This is a genomic window from Caballeronia sp. A2-2, from assembly GCF_057612605.2.
Genome location: NZ_CM172588.1, coordinates 246,625 through 262,375, shown reverse-complemented (window position 1 = coordinate 262,375; position 15,751 = coordinate 246,625). Strand labels below are relative to the sequence as shown.

At 61.1% G+C, this 15,751-nt stretch carries 19 protein-coding genes; 7 read left to right on the top strand and 12 right to left on the bottom strand.

Annotation, left to right across the window (positions count from 1 at the left end):
• Positions 1-59 precede the first annotated feature (59 nt).
• Complete coding sequence (locus ACZCWR_RS17450) at positions 60-782, top strand: response regulator (protein ID WP_487304240.1); 723 nt, start codon at positions 60-62, stop codon at positions 780-782.
• Here ACZCWR_RS17450 and ACZCWR_RS17445 read toward each other — a convergent pair.
• From ACZCWR_RS17445 to ACZCWR_RS17425, 5 genes are all read right to left on the bottom strand, one after another.
• Positions 724-2,592 carry an ATP-binding response regulator gene (locus tag ACZCWR_RS17445; protein WP_487304239.1) on the bottom strand — a complete coding sequence of 623 codons (1,869 nt, stop codon included), beginning with the start codon at positions 2,590-2,592 and terminating at the stop codon, positions 724-726. The genes ACZCWR_RS17450 and ACZCWR_RS17445 overlap by 59 nt on opposite strands.
• Positions 2,593-2,960: 368 nt before the next feature.
• The gene (locus tag ACZCWR_RS17440) at positions 2,961-3,725 is read right to left on the bottom strand and encodes an alpha/beta hydrolase family protein (protein ID WP_487304238.1); all 765 of its coding nucleotides are present in this window, start codon (positions 3,723-3,725) and stop codon (positions 2,961-2,963) included.
• Positions 3,726-3,737: 12 nt separating this feature from the next.
• Positions 3,738-4,334: a cadmium resistance transporter gene (locus ACZCWR_RS17435; RefSeq protein ID WP_487304237.1), complete on the bottom strand. Its 597-nt coding sequence runs from the start codon at positions 4,332-4,334 to the stop codon at positions 3,738-3,740.
• On the bottom strand, positions 4,331-4,558 hold the full coding sequence (locus ACZCWR_RS17430; RefSeq protein ID WP_487304236.1) for a hypothetical protein: 228 nt from the start codon (positions 4,556-4,558) through the stop codon (positions 4,331-4,333). The genes ACZCWR_RS17435 and ACZCWR_RS17430 overlap by 4 nt, the downstream gene beginning before the upstream one ends.
• Positions 4,559-4,713: 155 nt before the next feature.
• Positions 4,714-5,706, bottom strand: coding sequence for an alpha/beta fold hydrolase (locus ACZCWR_RS17425; protein WP_487304728.1), 993 nt, complete (start codon positions 5,704-5,706; stop codon positions 4,714-4,716).
• Positions 5,707-5,903: 197 nt separating this feature from the next.
• Between ACZCWR_RS17425 and ACZCWR_RS17420 the strand changes: the two genes are divergently transcribed.
• The 3 genes from ACZCWR_RS17420 (at position 5,904) to ACZCWR_RS17410 (ending at position 7,501) form a co-directional block, all read left to right on the top strand.
• Complete coding sequence (locus ACZCWR_RS17420; protein ID WP_487304235.1) at positions 5,904-6,662, top strand: DNA/RNA non-specific endonuclease; 759 nt, start codon at positions 5,904-5,906, stop codon at positions 6,660-6,662.
• Positions 6,655-6,915, top strand: a complete 261-nt coding sequence (locus tag ACZCWR_RS17415) for a hypothetical protein (RefSeq protein WP_487304234.1) — start codon at positions 6,655-6,657, stop codon at positions 6,913-6,915. The genes ACZCWR_RS17420 and ACZCWR_RS17415 overlap by 8 nt, the downstream gene beginning before the upstream one ends.
• A 70-nt stretch (positions 6,916-6,985) precedes the next feature.
• Positions 6,986-7,501, top strand: a complete 516-nt coding sequence (locus ACZCWR_RS17410; RefSeq protein WP_487304233.1) for a methylated-DNA--[protein]-cysteine S-methyltransferase — start codon at positions 6,986-6,988, stop codon at positions 7,499-7,501.
• A gap of 71 nt (positions 7,502-7,572) precedes the next feature.
• On the opposite strand, the gene ACZCWR_RS17405 is transcribed toward ACZCWR_RS17410, so the two are convergent.
• The 3 genes from ACZCWR_RS17405 to ACZCWR_RS17395 all read right to left on the bottom strand — a co-directional run bounded on the left by ACZCWR_RS17405 (position 7,573) and on the right by ACZCWR_RS17395 (position 9,417).
• Positions 7,573-8,289 (bottom strand): OmpA family protein, encoded by a 717-nt coding sequence (locus ACZCWR_RS17405; RefSeq protein ID WP_487304232.1) that lies wholly within the window; start codon positions 8,287-8,289, stop codon positions 7,573-7,575.
• A 130-nt stretch (positions 8,290-8,419) separates the two neighbouring features.
• Positions 8,420-9,046: a DUF2968 domain-containing protein gene (locus ACZCWR_RS17400; protein ID WP_487304231.1), complete on the bottom strand. Its 627-nt coding sequence runs from the start codon at positions 9,044-9,046 to the stop codon at positions 8,420-8,422.
• A 92-nt stretch (positions 9,047-9,138) separates the two neighbouring features.
• Positions 9,139-9,417 carry a hypothetical protein gene (locus tag ACZCWR_RS17395; RefSeq protein WP_487304230.1) on the bottom strand — a complete coding sequence of 93 codons (279 nt, stop codon included), beginning with the start codon at positions 9,415-9,417 and terminating at the stop codon, positions 9,139-9,141.
• Between the two features lie 409 nt (positions 9,418-9,826).
• On the opposite strand from ACZCWR_RS17395, the gene ACZCWR_RS17390 reads away from it, so the two are divergent.
• The 3 genes from ACZCWR_RS17390 (at position 9,827) to ACZCWR_RS17380 (ending at position 12,049) form a co-directional block, all read left to right on the top strand.
• A complete protein-coding gene (locus tag ACZCWR_RS17390) occupies positions 9,827-11,338 on the top strand; it encodes an ATPase domain-containing protein (protein WP_487304229.1) in 1,512 nt (503 codons plus the stop codon).
• Positions 11,335-11,691, top strand: coding sequence for a response regulator (locus ACZCWR_RS17385; RefSeq protein WP_487304228.1), 357 nt, complete (start codon positions 11,335-11,337; stop codon positions 11,689-11,691). Before ACZCWR_RS17390 ends, ACZCWR_RS17385 begins: the two co-directional genes overlap by 4 nt.
• 103 nt (positions 11,692-11,794) lie before the next feature.
• The gene (locus tag ACZCWR_RS17380) at positions 11,795-12,049 is read left to right on the top strand and encodes a CsbD family protein (protein WP_487304227.1); all 255 of its coding nucleotides are present in this window, start codon (positions 11,795-11,797) and stop codon (positions 12,047-12,049) included.
• 57 nt (positions 12,050-12,106) lie between these two features.
• Here the strand turns inward: ACZCWR_RS17380 and ACZCWR_RS17375 are convergent, their stop codons facing one another.
• The 4 genes from ACZCWR_RS17375 to ACZCWR_RS17360 all read right to left on the bottom strand — a co-directional run bounded on the left by ACZCWR_RS17375 (position 12,107) and on the right by ACZCWR_RS17360 (position 15,717).
• Positions 12,107-12,892 (bottom strand): fumarylacetoacetate hydrolase family protein, encoded by a 786-nt coding sequence (locus ACZCWR_RS17375; RefSeq protein ID WP_487304226.1) that lies wholly within the window; start codon positions 12,890-12,892, stop codon positions 12,107-12,109.
• Between the two features lie 28 nt (positions 12,893-12,920).
• Positions 12,921-14,177: a formyl-CoA transferase gene (gene frc, locus ACZCWR_RS17370; RefSeq protein WP_487304225.1), complete on the bottom strand. Its 1,257-nt coding sequence runs from the start codon at positions 14,175-14,177 to the stop codon at positions 12,921-12,923.
• A gap of 516 nt (positions 14,178-14,693) precedes the next feature.
• Entirely contained in the window at positions 14,694-15,425 is a 732-nt protein-coding gene (locus tag ACZCWR_RS17365) for a GntR family transcriptional regulator (RefSeq protein ID WP_487304224.1), read from the bottom strand.
• Positions 15,415-15,717, bottom strand: coding sequence for a hypothetical protein (locus tag ACZCWR_RS17360; protein WP_487304223.1), 303 nt, complete (start codon positions 15,715-15,717; stop codon positions 15,415-15,417). The genes ACZCWR_RS17365 and ACZCWR_RS17360 overlap by 11 nt, the downstream gene beginning before the upstream one ends.
• Positions 15,718-15,751: the final 34 nt, after the last annotated feature.

Here is a 15,751-nt window from a genome sequence, read left to right as displayed (position 1 = left end):
GCTTCTATTACGAAGCGGGCGTAAGATCGCTGAACACTGTGTCGCCGGGAGATACGGGGATGCGCGTACTGCTCGTCGACGATCACGAACTTTTCCGGGCCGGGCTCGCGCTGCTCATGAAGGCGCTGCTACCGGACGTCGAACTGTTGCACGCAAGCACCGTGTCGCGCGGCGTCGAACTCGCGGTTTCGGGGCATCCCGACATCGTTTTTCTGGACCTCGAACTGCCCGACGGCCACGGCTGCGACGCGCTGATCCGCCTGAAAGACGCACGGCCGTTCTTGCCCGTGGTCGTCATCTCGGCGGATGAACGCGTGGAGACGATCAGGCGCTGCCTCGAATTGCGCGCGATGGGTTACGTGCCCAAGTCGTCGTCGCCGGAAGCGCTGCATGCGGCCATCGTCGCGGTGCTTTCGGGCGGCGTGTTCCTGCCGGCGGCGAGCATGGCCGGCTTGCGGCACGACAGCGAAAGCGAGCATCCACAGACACGCGAAACCGGACCGTGGGATGCCCCGAACCTCGGCCTCACGCCTCGCGAATTCGAAACGCTCACGTGGCTGGCGCGCGGTCTGCCGTCGAAAGCCATCGCGTCGAAAATGGGACTGGAGGACATCACGGTGCGCAAGTACATCAGTCATCTGCTGGCGCACTTTCATTTGCGGCGGCGCACGGAACTCATCGTGATGCTGGCGGACAAGGGCATCACGCTCGGCACGCTGCCGGTCACGCATCCTTCGCGAGATCGAGATTCACCTTCGGTTGAGCGGCAAGATACCGACTGATCGCCGCCAGCAAATCTTGCGGCGCGGAGGATTTACGCAGGAGCATGAACGGCTCGGGAAAGTCGCGCAGCACGCGGTCGGACAGCAGTTCTCCGGTGATGAAGACAACGGGAATCGCGCTCGCCCATGCGTAGTGACGCCTGATCTGCGCGGCGACTTCCTTGCCGTTGGCGCCATCGCGCAGGCGGATATCGGTGACGATGAGATCGGGAATACGGCCATCGTCGGCGAGAATGGCATCGAATCCCGCCATCGATTCGGCTGCGTGCACGAGCGCGCCCGCGCTCGAAAAAAGACGCCGCAGTCCTTCGAGCACGATCGGTTCATCGTCGCACAGCAGGATGAATGTGCCGGTGAGATCGGGCGCGGTGATGTCGGCATCGGCATCGTTCGATTCGGTAGTCTGTGCCGATGCCGCGACCGACACGTTCGCGTAGAGCGAAAAGCGCGACCCGCGCCCTTCGACCGAGGCGAAACTCAGGTCGTGCCCTTGCAAGATGCGAACCGCGCGTTGCACGATCGACAGCCCGAGGCCCAGCCCTTTCGAGCGGTCGCGTCCCGGATTGCCGACCTGAAAATACTCCGCGAAAATCGCGTCCCGATGCACGGGCGCAATGCCGATTCCGGTATCCCACACATCCACGCGCAGCCGGTCGCCGAGTTGCACCCAGCCGAGCACCACGCCGCCCGACGCCGTGTTCTTGATCGCATTCGACACGAGATTGGAGACCGCGCGCTTGAAGAGCGAACGATCGGTCTCGATGGCGGGCGGCCCCGCTCGCCGCCGCGCGATTCTGAATGCGATCCCACGCACGCGTGCCATTTCACCGTATTGCGCGAAGACTTCGGTCAGCACGTCGTTCGTATTGACCGGCGCTAAACGCGGCGCGTAGGAACCCAGCTCGCTGTAGTCCTGAATATCCTTGAACATGGCGAGAATGTCGGACGCGGTTTCCTCGATCACGTCGAGGTCGCGGTCCACGGCGCGCGCATCGCCCCGATGTGTGCGCGCGCTGCGAATGAAGAGGTTGATCGCGGCGAGCGGCTGCTGGATATCGTGATACGCCGATGAAAAAAACCGCTCCTTCTCGCGGATCAATTCCTGCATGCGCCGGTTTTGCTCGTTGACCACGCGCGATGCCGCCTCGATGCGCGCCTTGGACGCACGCAAGGTTCGCTGATACATGAACTCGCGCCGGGCGCTCCGCTCTAGCGGAATGCTCACGACCAGGCCAATGACGTAGGTCATCGGCACCATGCTGCCGTGAGCCAGCAACACGTCAGGGTGCGCACCGAAACTCGCACGCGGTGGCACGAAATAAAGCATCAGCAGATAAGCCGCGATGCACAGCCCGATCAGCCACGCGGCTGTCGTCACTCTGAGCCTGAAGGCTCCGAAGACCATGAAGAGGGTTAATGTCAGGATTCCGTGACCTTCCCGCCACGGCAGATCGCCAGGGTAGATCTGCATCATTCTCAGGACGGCGAACCAGCCGCTGATCGTCCAGAGGCTCAACAGAGCGACCGCCCAGCGTTCGTCGAGTGCGCGCGGCGTCCACAGCAGCACGGCAATCGTCATGCCGATCGTTCCGAGGATTCGCACGACGATGAGTTCGTGATGATGCAGCCCGCCGGGATCGAGAATGTCCAGCCGTCCGAGATCGCGCCACGAAAACAAGACCCACAAGACCGTGAAGATGATGATGGCCAGCTTGCGCTGACCGGAAAAGCGCCGCGCATGGTCTTTTCTGAACGCACGTTCCTGAGCCGCCGATCTGAACCTGCGCACGCCGAAGCCCGACGTTCTCATGACGATGCCCGATCAGAATGCCGCCGTCCGTCGAAGCGGCAGCGAGCCATCCAAAAAGAATAGCAGCACATCGTTCGAGTCTGTACACACAAATGTAGCGGCGTCGACGCGTTCTGCACGCCTCGCGATGCCTACATGTTTCGCGTTCCGATCGCGCTTTTCCCTCTACGCATGTGGCTGTTGAACGCGTCGGCTCCGACCGAGAATCATCATCACAGCGCTGGGAAATGAAGGTCGTGCCTGCCCGGTCGCTGCCACTTTCGGACATTCAGGGAGACGCACGTGAAACTCAATCGATTCATCGCCGCTGCTTTCGTGCTGTCGGCGGGCGTCATGTCGAGCACTGGCTTTGCGCAGTCCTCGAACGATCAACAGGAGACCATCGCGCAGAGCGGAACGGCGCAGGCGGCGGTGATGACCGCACCGTCCGCAACACAAGGCGACGCGTGGATTTGCGCGACGGCGGCGGGGCCTGGAAAGGCATCGAGCGGATCGGCGAGAACGAACGCCTTGATGCGCGTGTCATGCGTCCAGTGTTGCGGCGGCAGCTTGCCTGCGTGGACGGTCTTGCAGATGGGGTATTCATCGGGACAGCTTATATCGGCGTGCTGAAAGTCCGGCACGCCTCCAGCCAGTACGAGGCCCGTGAAGCCGCCGCGTGAAAAGCCGAAGAAACCGATGGCGTTGGCGTCGATCTTCGAAGCATCGACCGATGAATTCAGCATGAAGTCGATCAGCCGCTCGATGTCGTTCGGACGCTCGACGAATTCCGATGCTTCCATCGTGCGCGACATATCGGAATACGTGTCGCCCGGATGATTGACCGCTGCGACGACGAAGCCCGCATCGGCGAGCTTTTCGGAGAGCGCGTGCTGATCGAGCCGTGATCCGCCATGTCCGTGAGAAAACACCACGAGCGGGTGTTGATCGCCAGCAATGGGACAATTCCGCGTTCCGTGCAGCACGTATGGGCCGATTTCGATGGATTCAGGCGCCGCTGCGCACGGCGACCAGACAGCGACTTGCAGCGCGGGACCGTTCGCATTCGCAGGAATGTCGAAAAGCCGGATGCCGGCGGCGTGCCCGGTCGAAGTCAGGAAGGAAAGCAACGCCGTCACGAACAACTTTCGCATGACTCTTTCTCCTCATCGCAGCAACACGAAAGCGCCTGACAGAATACGCAGTCCGAGTCCGAAGAGAATGACCGGCACCAGCACCTCGCCATATCGTTCGACCAGCGAAGCAATGGTTCGATGCGTGACCAGCAGACGTCCGATCAGACACCATAGTAACGTCATCGAGGCGAACACTGCGGCGTAGATCGGAATGGCCACCGCGGAACTCGCGAACAGCGGAATGTAGACCGCGAGATTGTCGCCGCCGTTGGCGACCGTCAGGCTGGCGACGGTCAGGATCTCGGAACGTCCGAAGGTCTTCGAGAAGGTCATGTCGCCGGCGTCGTCATCGTCGGCGCGGAACCAGTTCATCGCGCCGCGGATGCCGATCGCCAGCGGGAAAATGCCCAGCAGGTTGGTCCAGCCCGGCGGAATCGCCAGCGCCGCGACGGCCGCAATACTGCTCACGGCAACGAGCAATCCAATGCCGAGCAGTTGCCCGATGACGATGTTCGTCGATCTGAGCCTGCCGCTGCCGAACAGCGCGACCAAAAGAACGAAGTCGTCGATGTCGGTCGCGACGAACGCGGACACCGCGACCGGCAGCACTTCGATGCTCTGGTTCAATGCGCTGCTGCCTGCAATGTCTGCGTTTGCGCCGCGTTCTGCGCTTCGGCTTGCTTGCGCTTTTCTTTCGCGAGATGCCGGCCCACCATGCAACCGCCGATGGCACCGACCACCGCGTGATGCCCCGCGTAATGACCGGCGACGCCGCCCACCAACGCGCCCTTCATGCACCCTTCTGCGTGGGCATTATTCGCGATGACGAACAAGGCACTTGTAATCAACATGGCCACGCGCTTCTTCACTGTTTTCACTCCGTCGTTGGCAAGGTCGGCGACCTTTTCGCGCAGTGTAGCGGGCGGAGCTTTCTTTTCCATGCAAGGGGTACACAGTTTTGCAAGCTGGCAAAACGCGGCACGCGAACGCGTTGCCCGCGAGCGTCTCAACGCTGCGTCGGCAAGTCTTCCAAACCCTGTAGCAACGCTTTATGAAACGCCTTCGGGTCCTGCATCTGCGGCGCGTGTCCAAGCTCAGGAAACTCCACCAGCTTCGCTCCTGCAATCCGCTCCTGCGCCAGCTTCGCAAGCTCGGGATAACGGCCAAGCGTCGGCCGAATTTCAGGCGGCGCGAGGTCCTTGCCGATAGCCGTGTTGTCCTTGTCGCCGATCAGAAGCAAGGTCGGCGTCTTCAGTTGATCGAACTCATAGACGACCGGCTGCGTATAGATCATGTCGTACAGCAACGCCGAATTCCACGCGACGACATCCTTCCCCGGCCCGCGATACATCCCCGCGAGCATCTGCACCCACGGCTCGTAGTCGTCGCGCCACTGCCCCGCGTAATACGTGTTCTGCTCGTATCGGCGGATGCCATCCGCGCTCGTCTTGAGTTCGCGCGCATACCAGTCGTCGATGGACATGGACGGCACGCCCTTCGCCTTCCAGTCTTCGAGCCCGATGGGATTCACCAACACGAGTTGCTCGGTCTCACGCGGATACATCAGCGCGTAACGAACCGCGATCATGCCGCCCGTCGAATGCGCGATGAGCGTGGCCCGCGACACGCCCAGCGCTTCCAGCAACGCGTGCGTGTTGCGCGCAAGTTGCTGAAAGCTGTACTGATAACGCACCGGTTTGGTCGATTTGCAGAAGCCGATTTGATCCGGCGCGATCACGCGATAGCCTGCATCGGTCAGGGTATCGATGGTCTGCTTCCACGTCGCCGCGCAGAAGTTCTTCCCATGCAGCAGGACCGCCGTGCGTCCGTTCGGATGCGCCGGTTGCACATCCATGTACGCCATGCGCATGACCTGACGCTGCGAGGTGAAGGCAAAGCGCGCGACCGGATACGGATAGTCGAAGCCTTCCAGTTCGGGACCGTAGGCAGGACCATCGTCGGCATGTGCATGAGGCATCGCGAACATCGCAAGGCACATGGCGAGCGAAAGGAACAAGGAACGCGTGCGGCAAGTTGAATTCATGTTGGCAATAAGTTCGATGACGACGATTGCGGCACACGCCGGGCCGATGCATTCTAGCGCGCAGCCTTTATACTCTGCGACCGCGTTCGCCTCCGCTCAGACGATAGGGTGGCGAACCATGCATCGATCCGAACTTGAGAACACACATCAGCATGCAAAGAAGCCTCAAGGCATTCGTCGCCGCGCTGTTCGTCACCGCGTCCGTGAGCGCGTGGGCGAGCGACTGCGCGCAGTTCAGTCCGGGCGGGCGCGCACCCGTCGTCACCAATGCGAAGATGCGCGCGGACACGCAGCAACTCTGCTATTCCGAATACACGCTGCTGCATTCCGGCGTGACGCACGGACCGCTCTGGTCGGCGGAACATCTGACGGCGCAAGGCGTCGATCAGGCGAAGGACAACACGCGCACCAACCGCTTCTTCGCGGACAAGCGTCTGCCCTCGGGCGACGGCGCGCAACTGTCCGACTACAAAGGAAGCGGCTACGATCGCGGTCATATGAGTCCGGCAGGCGACCGTTGGAGCAAACAGGGCATGGCCGAATCGTTTTCGCTGGCGAACATCGTGCCGCAGAATCCGTCGAACAACCGGCGCATCTGGGCGCGCATCGAGCAAGCGGTACGAAGGCTCGTCGAGGATTCGGGCGATGCGTATGTCGTCACCGGGCCACTGTTCGCGGGACGGCAGTTGCAGACCATCGGCGAATCGCGCGTGTTCGTGCCAACGCAGTTGTATAAGGTGGTGTACTTGCCGCAGCGGCAGATCGCCTTCGCGGTCGTCGTCGAAAACACGCCGACCAACACTTACACGATGAAGACCGTGCGCGAACTGGAAGCCATGAGCGGCCTCGCGTTTCCGGGCATTCCGGACGGGCTCAAGGACAAACGAATCGGAGGACTGAACGGTGTTTAAACCCTTTGCGAACGACACGGACCAACTGAACATCGCGGGCGACGCGATCAACTTCGTCAACGGCAAGACGCGCGTGTCGATCAGCGGCGATCTGACCATCGCGCGCGATCAGGCAGGACTCGCCAATGCGCTCGCGCTGCAAAAGGCGCTGGCCGCAATCGTCGATGTGCTGCAAAAAGACGGCGCGCTGCCCGCGAAACTACCCGACGAACCGGCCAAGCCGACCGGCAGCGCGGACAACCCGTTCATCTGACGCGCTTTACAATCTTGTTTTGAGATGCGGTGTGCGCGTGTCGATGCGCGCGCCGCGCCGGAGAAGCAACGTGATCGAAAGCCATGTCGGGCCGAGTCCGCTCGGTCCTATCCTCTACCGCGCCGAAGACGGCTGCCTGACGGGGCTGTACTTCATCGGACAGAAGCATTTTCCGGAAGGCGTCGCGCTGCCCGAGCGCGAAGGGACACGCGCGCTGCCGCGCACGATCGCTCAGGCGGTCGATGAAATCGACGAGTATTTCGCCGGCGCGCGGCAAGTTTTTTCGGTGGCCGTCAAGCTCGTGGGCACGCCGTTTCAACAGCAGGTCTGGGAACAGTTGCAGCGGATTCCGTTCGGCGAGTCGTGGACTTACGGCGATCTTGCGCGGCGGCTCGGCTTGCCGCCGGGTGCATCGCGCGCGGTGGGCGGTGCGAACGGGCGCAATCCGGTGGCGATCATCGTGCCGTGTCATCGCGTGATCGGCGGCGACGGCACGTTGACGGGCTACGCGGGCGGCGTCGAACGCAAGCAGCATTTGCTGACGCTCGAAGGCGGTCCGGGACGCGAACAACTGACGCTTTTCTAGACCGCCTGAAACGAAAAAAGCTCGCGGCCTTGTGAGGTCCGCGAGCTTTTTAACGACCAGCCAATACCGCGTTACTGCGTCAGGACGATTTCCACCCGACGATTTTCCGCGCGGCCCGGTGCCGTGGCGTTCGATGCAGCCGGCTTTTCCTTGCCGAAGCCGCTCGTCGAGAAGTTGGACGACTTGAGCCCGTGAGCCTTCAGATAACCGAGCACGGCGTTCGCGCGGCGCTCGGACAATGCCACGTTATACGGTGCCGAACCGACCGAGTCCGTGAAACCGGCAACCGTGACGGTGGAGAACGTCACGTCGCGGCCGTCCGCGACCACCTTGTTGAGGATGCGCCTGGCCTTCGGCGTCAACTCGGCGCTGTCGAAGGCGAAGTTGGTCTTTTCGTCGAGCGTGACGCTACGGCTGACTGCGGCGGGTGCGATCGGCGCGGGCGTGACAGGCGCCACTTCCACCGGCAACGGAGCCGGTTCCGCCTCGGAGGCCGGTGCGGACTGCGCTTGCCGGCCGCAGGAGAAGACCAGTTCATGCGGATTGCTGGACGTCGACATGCCATCGACTGTCTGAAGAACGTTGACCGGCTGATCGCCGCACGCCTTTTTAGCCGCCGCCATGCATGAACTGCTGCTTTCGAACACGCCGTAGCATTCTGCCTTGAAGGCCTTCTGCCCGTTCGATGTCTGCCATTCCTTGAGATTGAACGTGGGGCCCGAGGTCGCCGCGCTGGCAGAAAGAGCCGCGGTGAGCGCAACAGCGGCGACAATGGTTTTCTTGAACATCCTGTCCTTCGTGAAGTCGATGTAAGCGGGATCGATTCAACGAAAAATCAATCCCAAAGCGGCGGAATTTTACGGATAAGCACGTTTCGTCCTAAGTGGACAACTCCCAAAAATTCGGATTTGTTCTCGGTCATCGGGCGGGCGCGGGAACATCGACATCGGTTTGGCGCTGCAAGTCCTGCACGCGTTGCGTCAGCGCGCGCAATTGCGCCTGCGCGGCCGCCTGTTCCGTGCGCAATGTGCGAATGGCTTCTTGTTGCTCGATCTGATAGCTCGTCACCTGGCTTTGCTGCGCACGAGCAATATCGATATCGGATTGCAGGCGGTTCGCGCGGTCCTGCTGCTCCGCGATTTGCCGGTCGGCATACGCCTTTTGCGATTCCAGTTTGATGCGGCGAATTTCGGCATCGGCGAGTTGAAGCGACGAACGCGCGAAATCCGAATAAACCGATTCGGCGCGTGCATCGTTTTGCGTCTTGAATACGCGCCAGTATTTGTTTTGCTGAAACAGCGCGGCGTAATAAATCATGCTTTCGGGACAATAGGACAGACTCGCCCCGTAACTGCCATTCAAGGTCCGACGCAACTCGGTGATTTTGCCGTCGCGAATCAGATTTTCGAGTTCCGCGACGTCGCCGGTTGTAGCTGCATCGTTCGGCATGGCGGTGAAAACGGGCTGACTCGCGGGATCATCACTGGCGGCGTGCGCGAACAGGCACGCGCCGCCCACTGTAAGGACCGCCAAGACGATTTTCACAACCACCCGCGTGTTCATTTCGAACTCTCATAGATTCGAATCAATGTCTTCGCGGTGAATTATGGGCAGAGAACCCTGCTAATTCAAAGTGCTCAGATGAGCTTTTTACGATTGATTTCCTGCGAGAAACGCGCGCCGTCCCAATACGGCGCGGAATTACGCGGCGCGGTGAAAATGCGTGAATCGGACGGTGTCTGCGGCGTCACCGAAATAATCGCGTGGTCGGCCTGAAACTGAAACGGCGCGGCAGAAAGAATCCGCGCATCGGGAATCGGCGCGGTGGTCGTGGCGGCGGCGCCGGGCGTGGCGGTCAGAACAAAATAACTGGCGACGAGCACAAGCGCGCCCACAAAAGCATTCGAACGGTTCATGGCAAGCAGAGGCAAAGAATGGCGCATGGCGCCGAGGAATCGATGGCCGGACGCAAATTGCCGCGACCGTGTTCAGTGTTCAGGAAACAGCGCTATTTCAGCAGCGCACGGGTCGCACGAACATCGGAGTCATCTCAAACACTTCTTAGCCATTCCGAAAAACCTTGCTTCAGTGCGAGCGGGCGTGAAAAATGCAACCGAATGAGAATCGTGCGTTTTCTCGCCGGTTCCGAACTACGTGTTTTCACGTGCGCGGAACGGCGCGGCGTACCCGAAAACCGCAGCGGCATCACGGCATGGCACAGACCACCCCGGATCACGGATGGCCACAGGTTGCCTAAAGTCAACCATAGTCAGCCATAATTCGCGTTCGCTCGAAGCCTGATCGCCAAGTAAAAACGAAAACGCCATGACTCAAGACGACAACCTTCCGCCCGCTTCCGCGCCCCGACCGTTCGATATCGAAGGCAACGTCACGACCGGCGTGCCGGGACTGGACGAAATTCTCGGCGGCGGTCTGGTCGAAGGCGGTCTGTATCTCATCGAAGGGATGGCCGGCGCGGGCAAGACGATCCTGTCGTCGCAGATCGGCTTTCATCGCGTGGCGCAGGGCGACATGGTCCTGTACATCACGCTGATCGCCGAGTCGCACACCAAGCTGCTGTCTCATCTCAGGGCGCTGTCCTTCTACAACGCGAACGCCATCTCGGACCGCATGCTCTTCGTGAGCGGCTATCACGAACTGATGCGCGACGGTCTTTCGGGTTTCCTGTCGCTGATCGCCGCGACGATCAAGAAAAGCCGCCCGCGCTTCATGGTGATCGACGGATTCCGCAGCGCGCGCGAATTCAGCTCAACGGAATTGGAACTGTCGCAGTTCATCCACGAACTATCCGCGTTCGTGAGCGCGGCGCGTTGCACGACGCTGATCCTCGCGCCGCTCTCGGGCAACGAACCGCATCCCGAACATACGCTGGTGGATGGTCTCGTCGAACTGAACCGCTTCAACAGCGGCATGCGCCGCGCGCGCGAGATCGAGGTCCACAAGCTGCGCGCCCGCGATCATCTGCTCGGCAAGCATTTCTTCAAGATCACCGAAAACGGACTGGTGACGTTTCCGCGTATCGAGGCACAGATGGCGGATGCGCGCTCGGCGCCCGACTTCGAGAGCCGCCTCGCCTTCGGCGTCCCCGATTTCGATCAGATGCTCGGCGGCGGCGTGGTGCGCGGCTCGACCACGACGCTCATCGGGCCGTCCGGTGCGGGCAAGACGCTGCTCGGGCTCAAGTTTCTTCAGGCAGGCGTCGATCAGGGCGAGCAATGCGTGTATTTCGGGTTGTACGAATCGCCCGAACGGCTGATGGCGAAGGCGCAATCGGTCGGCATCGATTTGTCGGATGCATTGAAGGACGGCCGGCTCACCATCGACTGGCATCCGGCGGTCGAACTCGCGATCGATGAACTCGCGGTCCAGTTGCTGAACGTCGTTGAGCGCACCAAGGCGACGCGTCTGGTGGTGGACGGCATCGACGGGATTTTTCAGTCGGCCAACCGCGTGGAGCGCTTCGGCCTGTTCCTCAACGCGCTGTCGCACCAACTGCGTCAACGCGGCGTGACCACGCTGCTGACCGAGGAACTGCCGCTCTACGGCGACACCATCATGCCGCGCACGCTGCGCGCCTCCGCGATGACGGAGAACATCGTGTTGCTGCGTTATGTCGAGGCGAACTCCTCGCTCTATCGGATGGTCTCGGTCGTCAAACAGCGGGAAGGCGCGCACGATTCGGCGATTCGCCGGCTCACGATCGACGCGCGCGGCCTGCATATCAGCGAAGGCTTTATCGGACCGACGGGTCTGTTGTCCGGACACCCGTCGCTCGCGCCCGCGCTCTCCGTGTCGGACCCCGGCGCGCGCACATGAAAAAGATCCTCGTCGTCGATGACGAATTCGACATCCTCACCACCTGGCGCCTCGTGCTCGAAATGGAGGGCTATGAGGTATCGACGGCATCGAATGGCCGCGCCGCGCTGGAATCCGCGCGCGCCAACGCGCCCGATCTCGTCATCACCGACTGGATGATGCCGCACCTCGACGGCGTCGCGCTGATCCGCGAACTGGCGGCAAGCGACGGCCTCGCGCGCGTGCCGGTGATTTTGATGAGCGCCGCCGCCAACGCGCCGCAACTGGAACATCCGCATGCGCGGTTTCATCGCAAGCCGGTGTCCATCGACGATCTGATCGAGTCTGTCAGACAGTTGATCGGCGACGCCTGAAGGACGCGCTGCGGCTGGGCATGAAGCGTGCTGCATTGTGCTTTCTGGCGCTGTCGCATCGACGGCGGCGAATCAACGTTCAACAGCGAGAAGGAGGCACACCATGGTGCAGGATCAGGTGGAAGGCGCGGCGCAACAGGTGGTCGGCAAGGTGCAGGATGCGGTCGGCGGGCTGACCGGCAATTCGGATTTGCAGGCGGAAGGCAAAGTGCGTCAGGCCTTCGGCAATCTGCAGGAGAGTTATGGACAGACGGTCGATCACGTTCGCGTGGCCGTGGCGAGCCAGCCGATTCAGGGCGTGCTGATCGCGGCGGCGGTGGGCTTCGTGCTCGGCGCAATGTGGAATCGCGATCGTTGATGCTTCACGCGGCAAGTTGAACCCGAGGCCGGCCCGTCAAGCGCCGGCCTTTTTTGTTCACGCGGCCAGCACGTTCGAGAGCGTGCCGATGCCCGCGATCGACACCTCCACGCGCGCGCCATCCTTGATCGATCCGACGCCGATCGACGTGCCGCATGCGATGACATCGCCCGCTTCGAGCGTCATGTCGTGCGACAGCAAGCTCACTTGCTCGGCTGGTGAAAAGATCATGTCGTCGAGCGGATAGCGCTGGCGTTCGACGCCATCGAGCGTGGTGACGACCTGCGCGCCGCGCCAGTCGAATGCATCCGCGCTGACGATCGTCGGCCCGAGGCACGAAAACGTGTCGAAGCCTTTCGAGCGGCACCATTGCGCGAAGTTGGGATCTTCCTGAAGCAGTTCGACGGCCGTGACATCGTTGACGCACGTATAGCCGAAGATCGCCGATTCTGCTTCTTCCACGGACGCATCGCTCAGCGTCCTGCCGATCACGATTCCCAACTCGCCTTCATACGCGATCTTGCCTGCATAACTCGCCGGCCTGCGGATGGCTTCGTGCGTCCCGATCACCGACGTCGCCGGCTTGATGAGAAAGAGCGGATGCTTCGGCGGCGCCTTGTCGAGCTTCTGCGACAGCGCGTGAAAGTTGTTCCACAACGCGATGACCTTGCCCGGCTGACACGGCGCGAGCAGCGCGAGATCGTCGGCGACGAAGGTGATGTCGGTCGGGCGCGGACGGTCGAACAACGCGCCGTCATGCTGCACGACGCGGCCCGAGTGTGAATCGAGCGTGCCGAAGCCGATGCGGCCATCGGCATCGCGAAAGCGTATCCATTGAGTCATATTATTCAGTCATCCGATGGTTTAGCGTTCAGATCGCGCCGAGACTTCGAAGCGTGGCAACCTGGTCGGGCGTGTAGCCGAGTTCGGCCATGACTTCGTCCGTGTGCTCACCGAGCAGCGGCGAGCGCACGACTTCGGTCGGACTGTCGGATAACTTGATCGGATTGCCCACGGTCAGATATTTCCCGCGCACCGGATGATCCACTTCCACGACCGTCCCCGTCTTGCGCAGCGACGGTTCTTCGGCGATTTCCTTCATCGAGAGAATCGGGCCGCACGGAATGTCGTGCTTGTTGAGAATCTCCATCGCCTGGAACTTGGTTTTCGACATGGTCCAGCGCTCGATTTCGTCGAAAATATCCTTCAGATGCGGCAGGCGCGCATTCGCTGTTTTGTAGTCCGGATGATCGATCCATTCCTCGCGCCCGATCACCTTGCAGATTTCGCCCCACACCGGCGCCTGCGTGATGAAGTAGATATACGCGTTCGGGTCCGTCTCCCAGCCTTTGCATTTCAGAATCCAGCCCGGCTGGCCGCCGCCCGATGCATTGCCCGCGCGCGGCACTGCTTCGCCGAACGAGCCGTTCGGATATTGCGGATATTCCTTCATCACGCCCGTGCGTTCCAGCCGTTGCTGATCGCGCAGCTTCACGCGGCAGAGATTGAGCACGCCATCCTGCATCGCGGCGAGCACGCGCTGGCCGCGTCCGCTCGTGTTGCGCTGATACAGCGCCGTGACGATGCCCAGCGCCAGATGCAAGCCCGTGCCCGAATCGCCGATTTGCGCGCCTGTGACCGTCGGCGGGCCATCGTCGAAACCGGTGGTGGACGCCGCGCCGCCCGCGCACTGCGCCACGTTCTCGTAGACCTTGCAGTCTTCATAAGGCCCCGGACCGAAACCCTTTACCGACGCCACGATCATGCGCGGATTCAGTTCCTGAATGCGCGCCCACGTGAAGCCCATGCGATCCAGCGCACCGGGCGCGAAGTTCTCGACCAGCACGTCGCACTGCTTCACGAGCGTTTCGAGCACCTTCTTGCCTTCAGGGTTCTTGGTGTCGATGGTGATCGAACGCTTGTTGTGGTTCAGCATCGTGAAGTAGAGGCTGTCGGCATCGGGAATATCGCGCAGTTGCTCGCGGGTGATGTCGCCCGAACCCGCGCGCTCCACCTTGATGACATCCGCGCCGAACCATGCGAGCAATTGCGTGCAGGTCGGTCCCGACTGAACGTGCGTGAAATCGAGGATACGCACGCCATCCAGTGCCTTGCCGGAGTTGTTCATGCCAAAGTCTCCAATTCTTGGTTCGACGTTTATTGGTGAAGCGCTTGCCTAAGTTCGGTCTTCGGTTATCGCTTGGACTCTGTGATATACAATATTCCACACACTGTATTAGTCAACCATTATGCGACCAGCAATAACCCTGTAATGCGTCGCAGCAATGACGTTTGTGTCGTTGTGACAAGGCTTTCGCGGGCTTGGATCGTGCGACGCAGCATTGCGATTGCCACTACAGGCCGAGATATTTGATATATCTAATTTCAGCGCGTTATCGGAATGGCTGATGTAAGAAGGCAGCGAAACGCCGCTCTTATTTGCCTATCGAGCAGCAAGCGCTACACTTCGCGCCTCTCAACGCGAAGCGTGCCTGTTCAGTGATTTTTTATTTGGCAGGACCGAAGGCCATGGCGGCGCTTGCCGTGCGCATCGGCCAGATCACGGCGCTGATGTTCACGCCGGCAATGATGAGCACGCCAGGCGTGTCGATTCCGGCGCCCGCAGGGCACCGGCAAATACAACTCAGTCCAGAAAGTCGCAATTCGCTTCGACGAACGCCGCCAGATCCAGCGAGTGCTGCTTGACGAGTCGTTCCACGAGGTCGGTTTCGCGCTTCTCCAGCGCCTCGATGATGCGCATGTGATCGACGATCGAGCGCGATGCCCGGTCGCTCTGCGAGATGGTCATCTTCCGAATGGCGCGCACGTGCACGAAGATATTTTTGATCGTGTCGTACAGGATTTCCGACTTCGACAGCCGCACGATGGCGGAGTGAAACGCGATGTTCGCCTCGGAATACTCATCGATATGCTCGGCGGGCGTGGCATCGCGGAAATTGTCGAACATATGGCGAAGCTGGGCGATCTCGGCATCTGTCGCGCGCTGCGTGGCTAAGCGCGCCGCCATGCTTTCCAGCGCCGCCCACATGTGGATCATCTCGACGATCTCGCGCTTGGTCTTGCGCAGGATATACACGCCGCGACGCGGCACCGTGCGCAGAAAACCTTCTTGCTCCAGCAGCGTCATGGCTTCGCGAATGGGTGTGCGCGAAACGCCGAGCGCTTCTGTCAGCTCTTTCTCGTCGAGCCGGATTTCCTCGCGTGAGCGATAAATGTCCGCCTCGGCGATAGCCTGACGCAGCTTGGCGTACGCCTGATCCCGCAGCGAAACCGTGGCGTTGATCGGTTCCAGCGACAGCGTGAGCCCGTTCGAACGAACCTCGGGCGAGGCTACGGATTGAGTATCAGATGGCATTGATGGCTTGGTTTCCCAAATGCGGACGGCCAGCGTCGATACGCTTGCCCGAACCGCCGTTTTGATCGTCCGCCGACAGACCGGCGTAGCGACCGTTTTCCTGCGCGTGCTGCAGCATGTCCTGCGGCACCGCCGATGCAATCATAAACGTAACGCCCATTCCCACGGCAACCAGCGCGAAACCGGCGACAACCAACAAGACGATGCTCATTTCAGGCTCCAGTCGAATATCGTGCAACTCAGGAGCCATCAGTATATGTTGCGTCGCAACAGAACGCAACATATTTTGCATCTTGTATATCACGAACAACGCGCGTGATTCTGTC

Excerpts from the sequence above, each read along its gene's own strand:
- ACZCWR_RS17450 (WP_487304240.1), top strand. The coding sequence starts at position 60 with ATGCGCGTACTGCTCGTCGACGATCACGAACTTTTCCGGGCCGGGCTC.
- ACZCWR_RS17445 (WP_487304239.1), bottom strand. The coding sequence starts at position 2,592 with ATGAGAACGTCGGGCTTCGGCGTGCGCAGGTTCAGATCGGCGGCTCAG.
- ACZCWR_RS17440 (WP_487304238.1), bottom strand. The coding sequence starts at position 3,725 with ATGCGAAAGTTGTTCGTGACGGCGTTGCTTTCCTTCCTGACTTCGACC.
- ACZCWR_RS17430 (WP_487304236.1), bottom strand. The coding sequence starts at position 4,558 with ATGTTGATTACAAGTGCCTTGTTCGTCATCGCGAATAATGCCCACGCA.
- ACZCWR_RS17425 (WP_487304728.1), bottom strand. The coding sequence starts at position 5,706 with ATGTGCCTTGCGATGTTCGCGATGCCTCATGCACATGCCGACGATGGT.
- ACZCWR_RS17420 (WP_487304235.1), top strand. The coding sequence starts at position 5,904 with ATGCAAAGAAGCCTCAAGGCATTCGTCGCCGCGCTGTTCGTCACCGCG.
- ACZCWR_RS17405 (WP_487304232.1), bottom strand. The coding sequence starts at position 8,289 with ATGTTCAAGAAAACCATTGTCGCCGCTGTTGCGCTCACCGCGGCTCTT.
- ACZCWR_RS17395 (WP_487304230.1), bottom strand. The coding sequence starts at position 9,417 with ATGAACCGTTCGAATGCTTTTGTGGGCGCGCTTGTGCTCGTCGCCAGT.
- ACZCWR_RS17390 (WP_487304229.1), top strand. The coding sequence starts at position 9,827 with ATGACTCAAGACGACAACCTTCCGCCCGCTTCCGCGCCCCGACCGTTC.
- ACZCWR_RS17385 (WP_487304228.1), top strand. The coding sequence starts at position 11,335 with ATGAAAAAGATCCTCGTCGTCGATGACGAATTCGACATCCTCACCACC.
- ACZCWR_RS17380 (WP_487304227.1), top strand. The coding sequence starts at position 11,795 with ATGGTGCAGGATCAGGTGGAAGGCGCGGCGCAACAGGTGGTCGGCAAG.
- ACZCWR_RS17375 (WP_487304226.1), bottom strand. The coding sequence starts at position 12,892 with ATGACTCAATGGATACGCTTTCGCGATGCCGATGGCCGCATCGGCTTC.
- frc (WP_487304225.1), bottom strand. The coding sequence starts at position 14,177 with ATGAACAACTCCGGCAAGGCACTGGATGGCGTGCGTATCCTCGATTTC.
- ACZCWR_RS17365 (WP_487304224.1), bottom strand. The coding sequence starts at position 15,425 with ATGCCATCTGATACTCAATCCGTAGCCTCGCCCGAGGTTCGTTCGAAC.
- ACZCWR_RS17360 (WP_487304223.1), bottom strand. The coding sequence starts at position 15,717 with ATGCAAAATATGTTGCGTTCTGTTGCGACGCAACATATACTGATGGCT.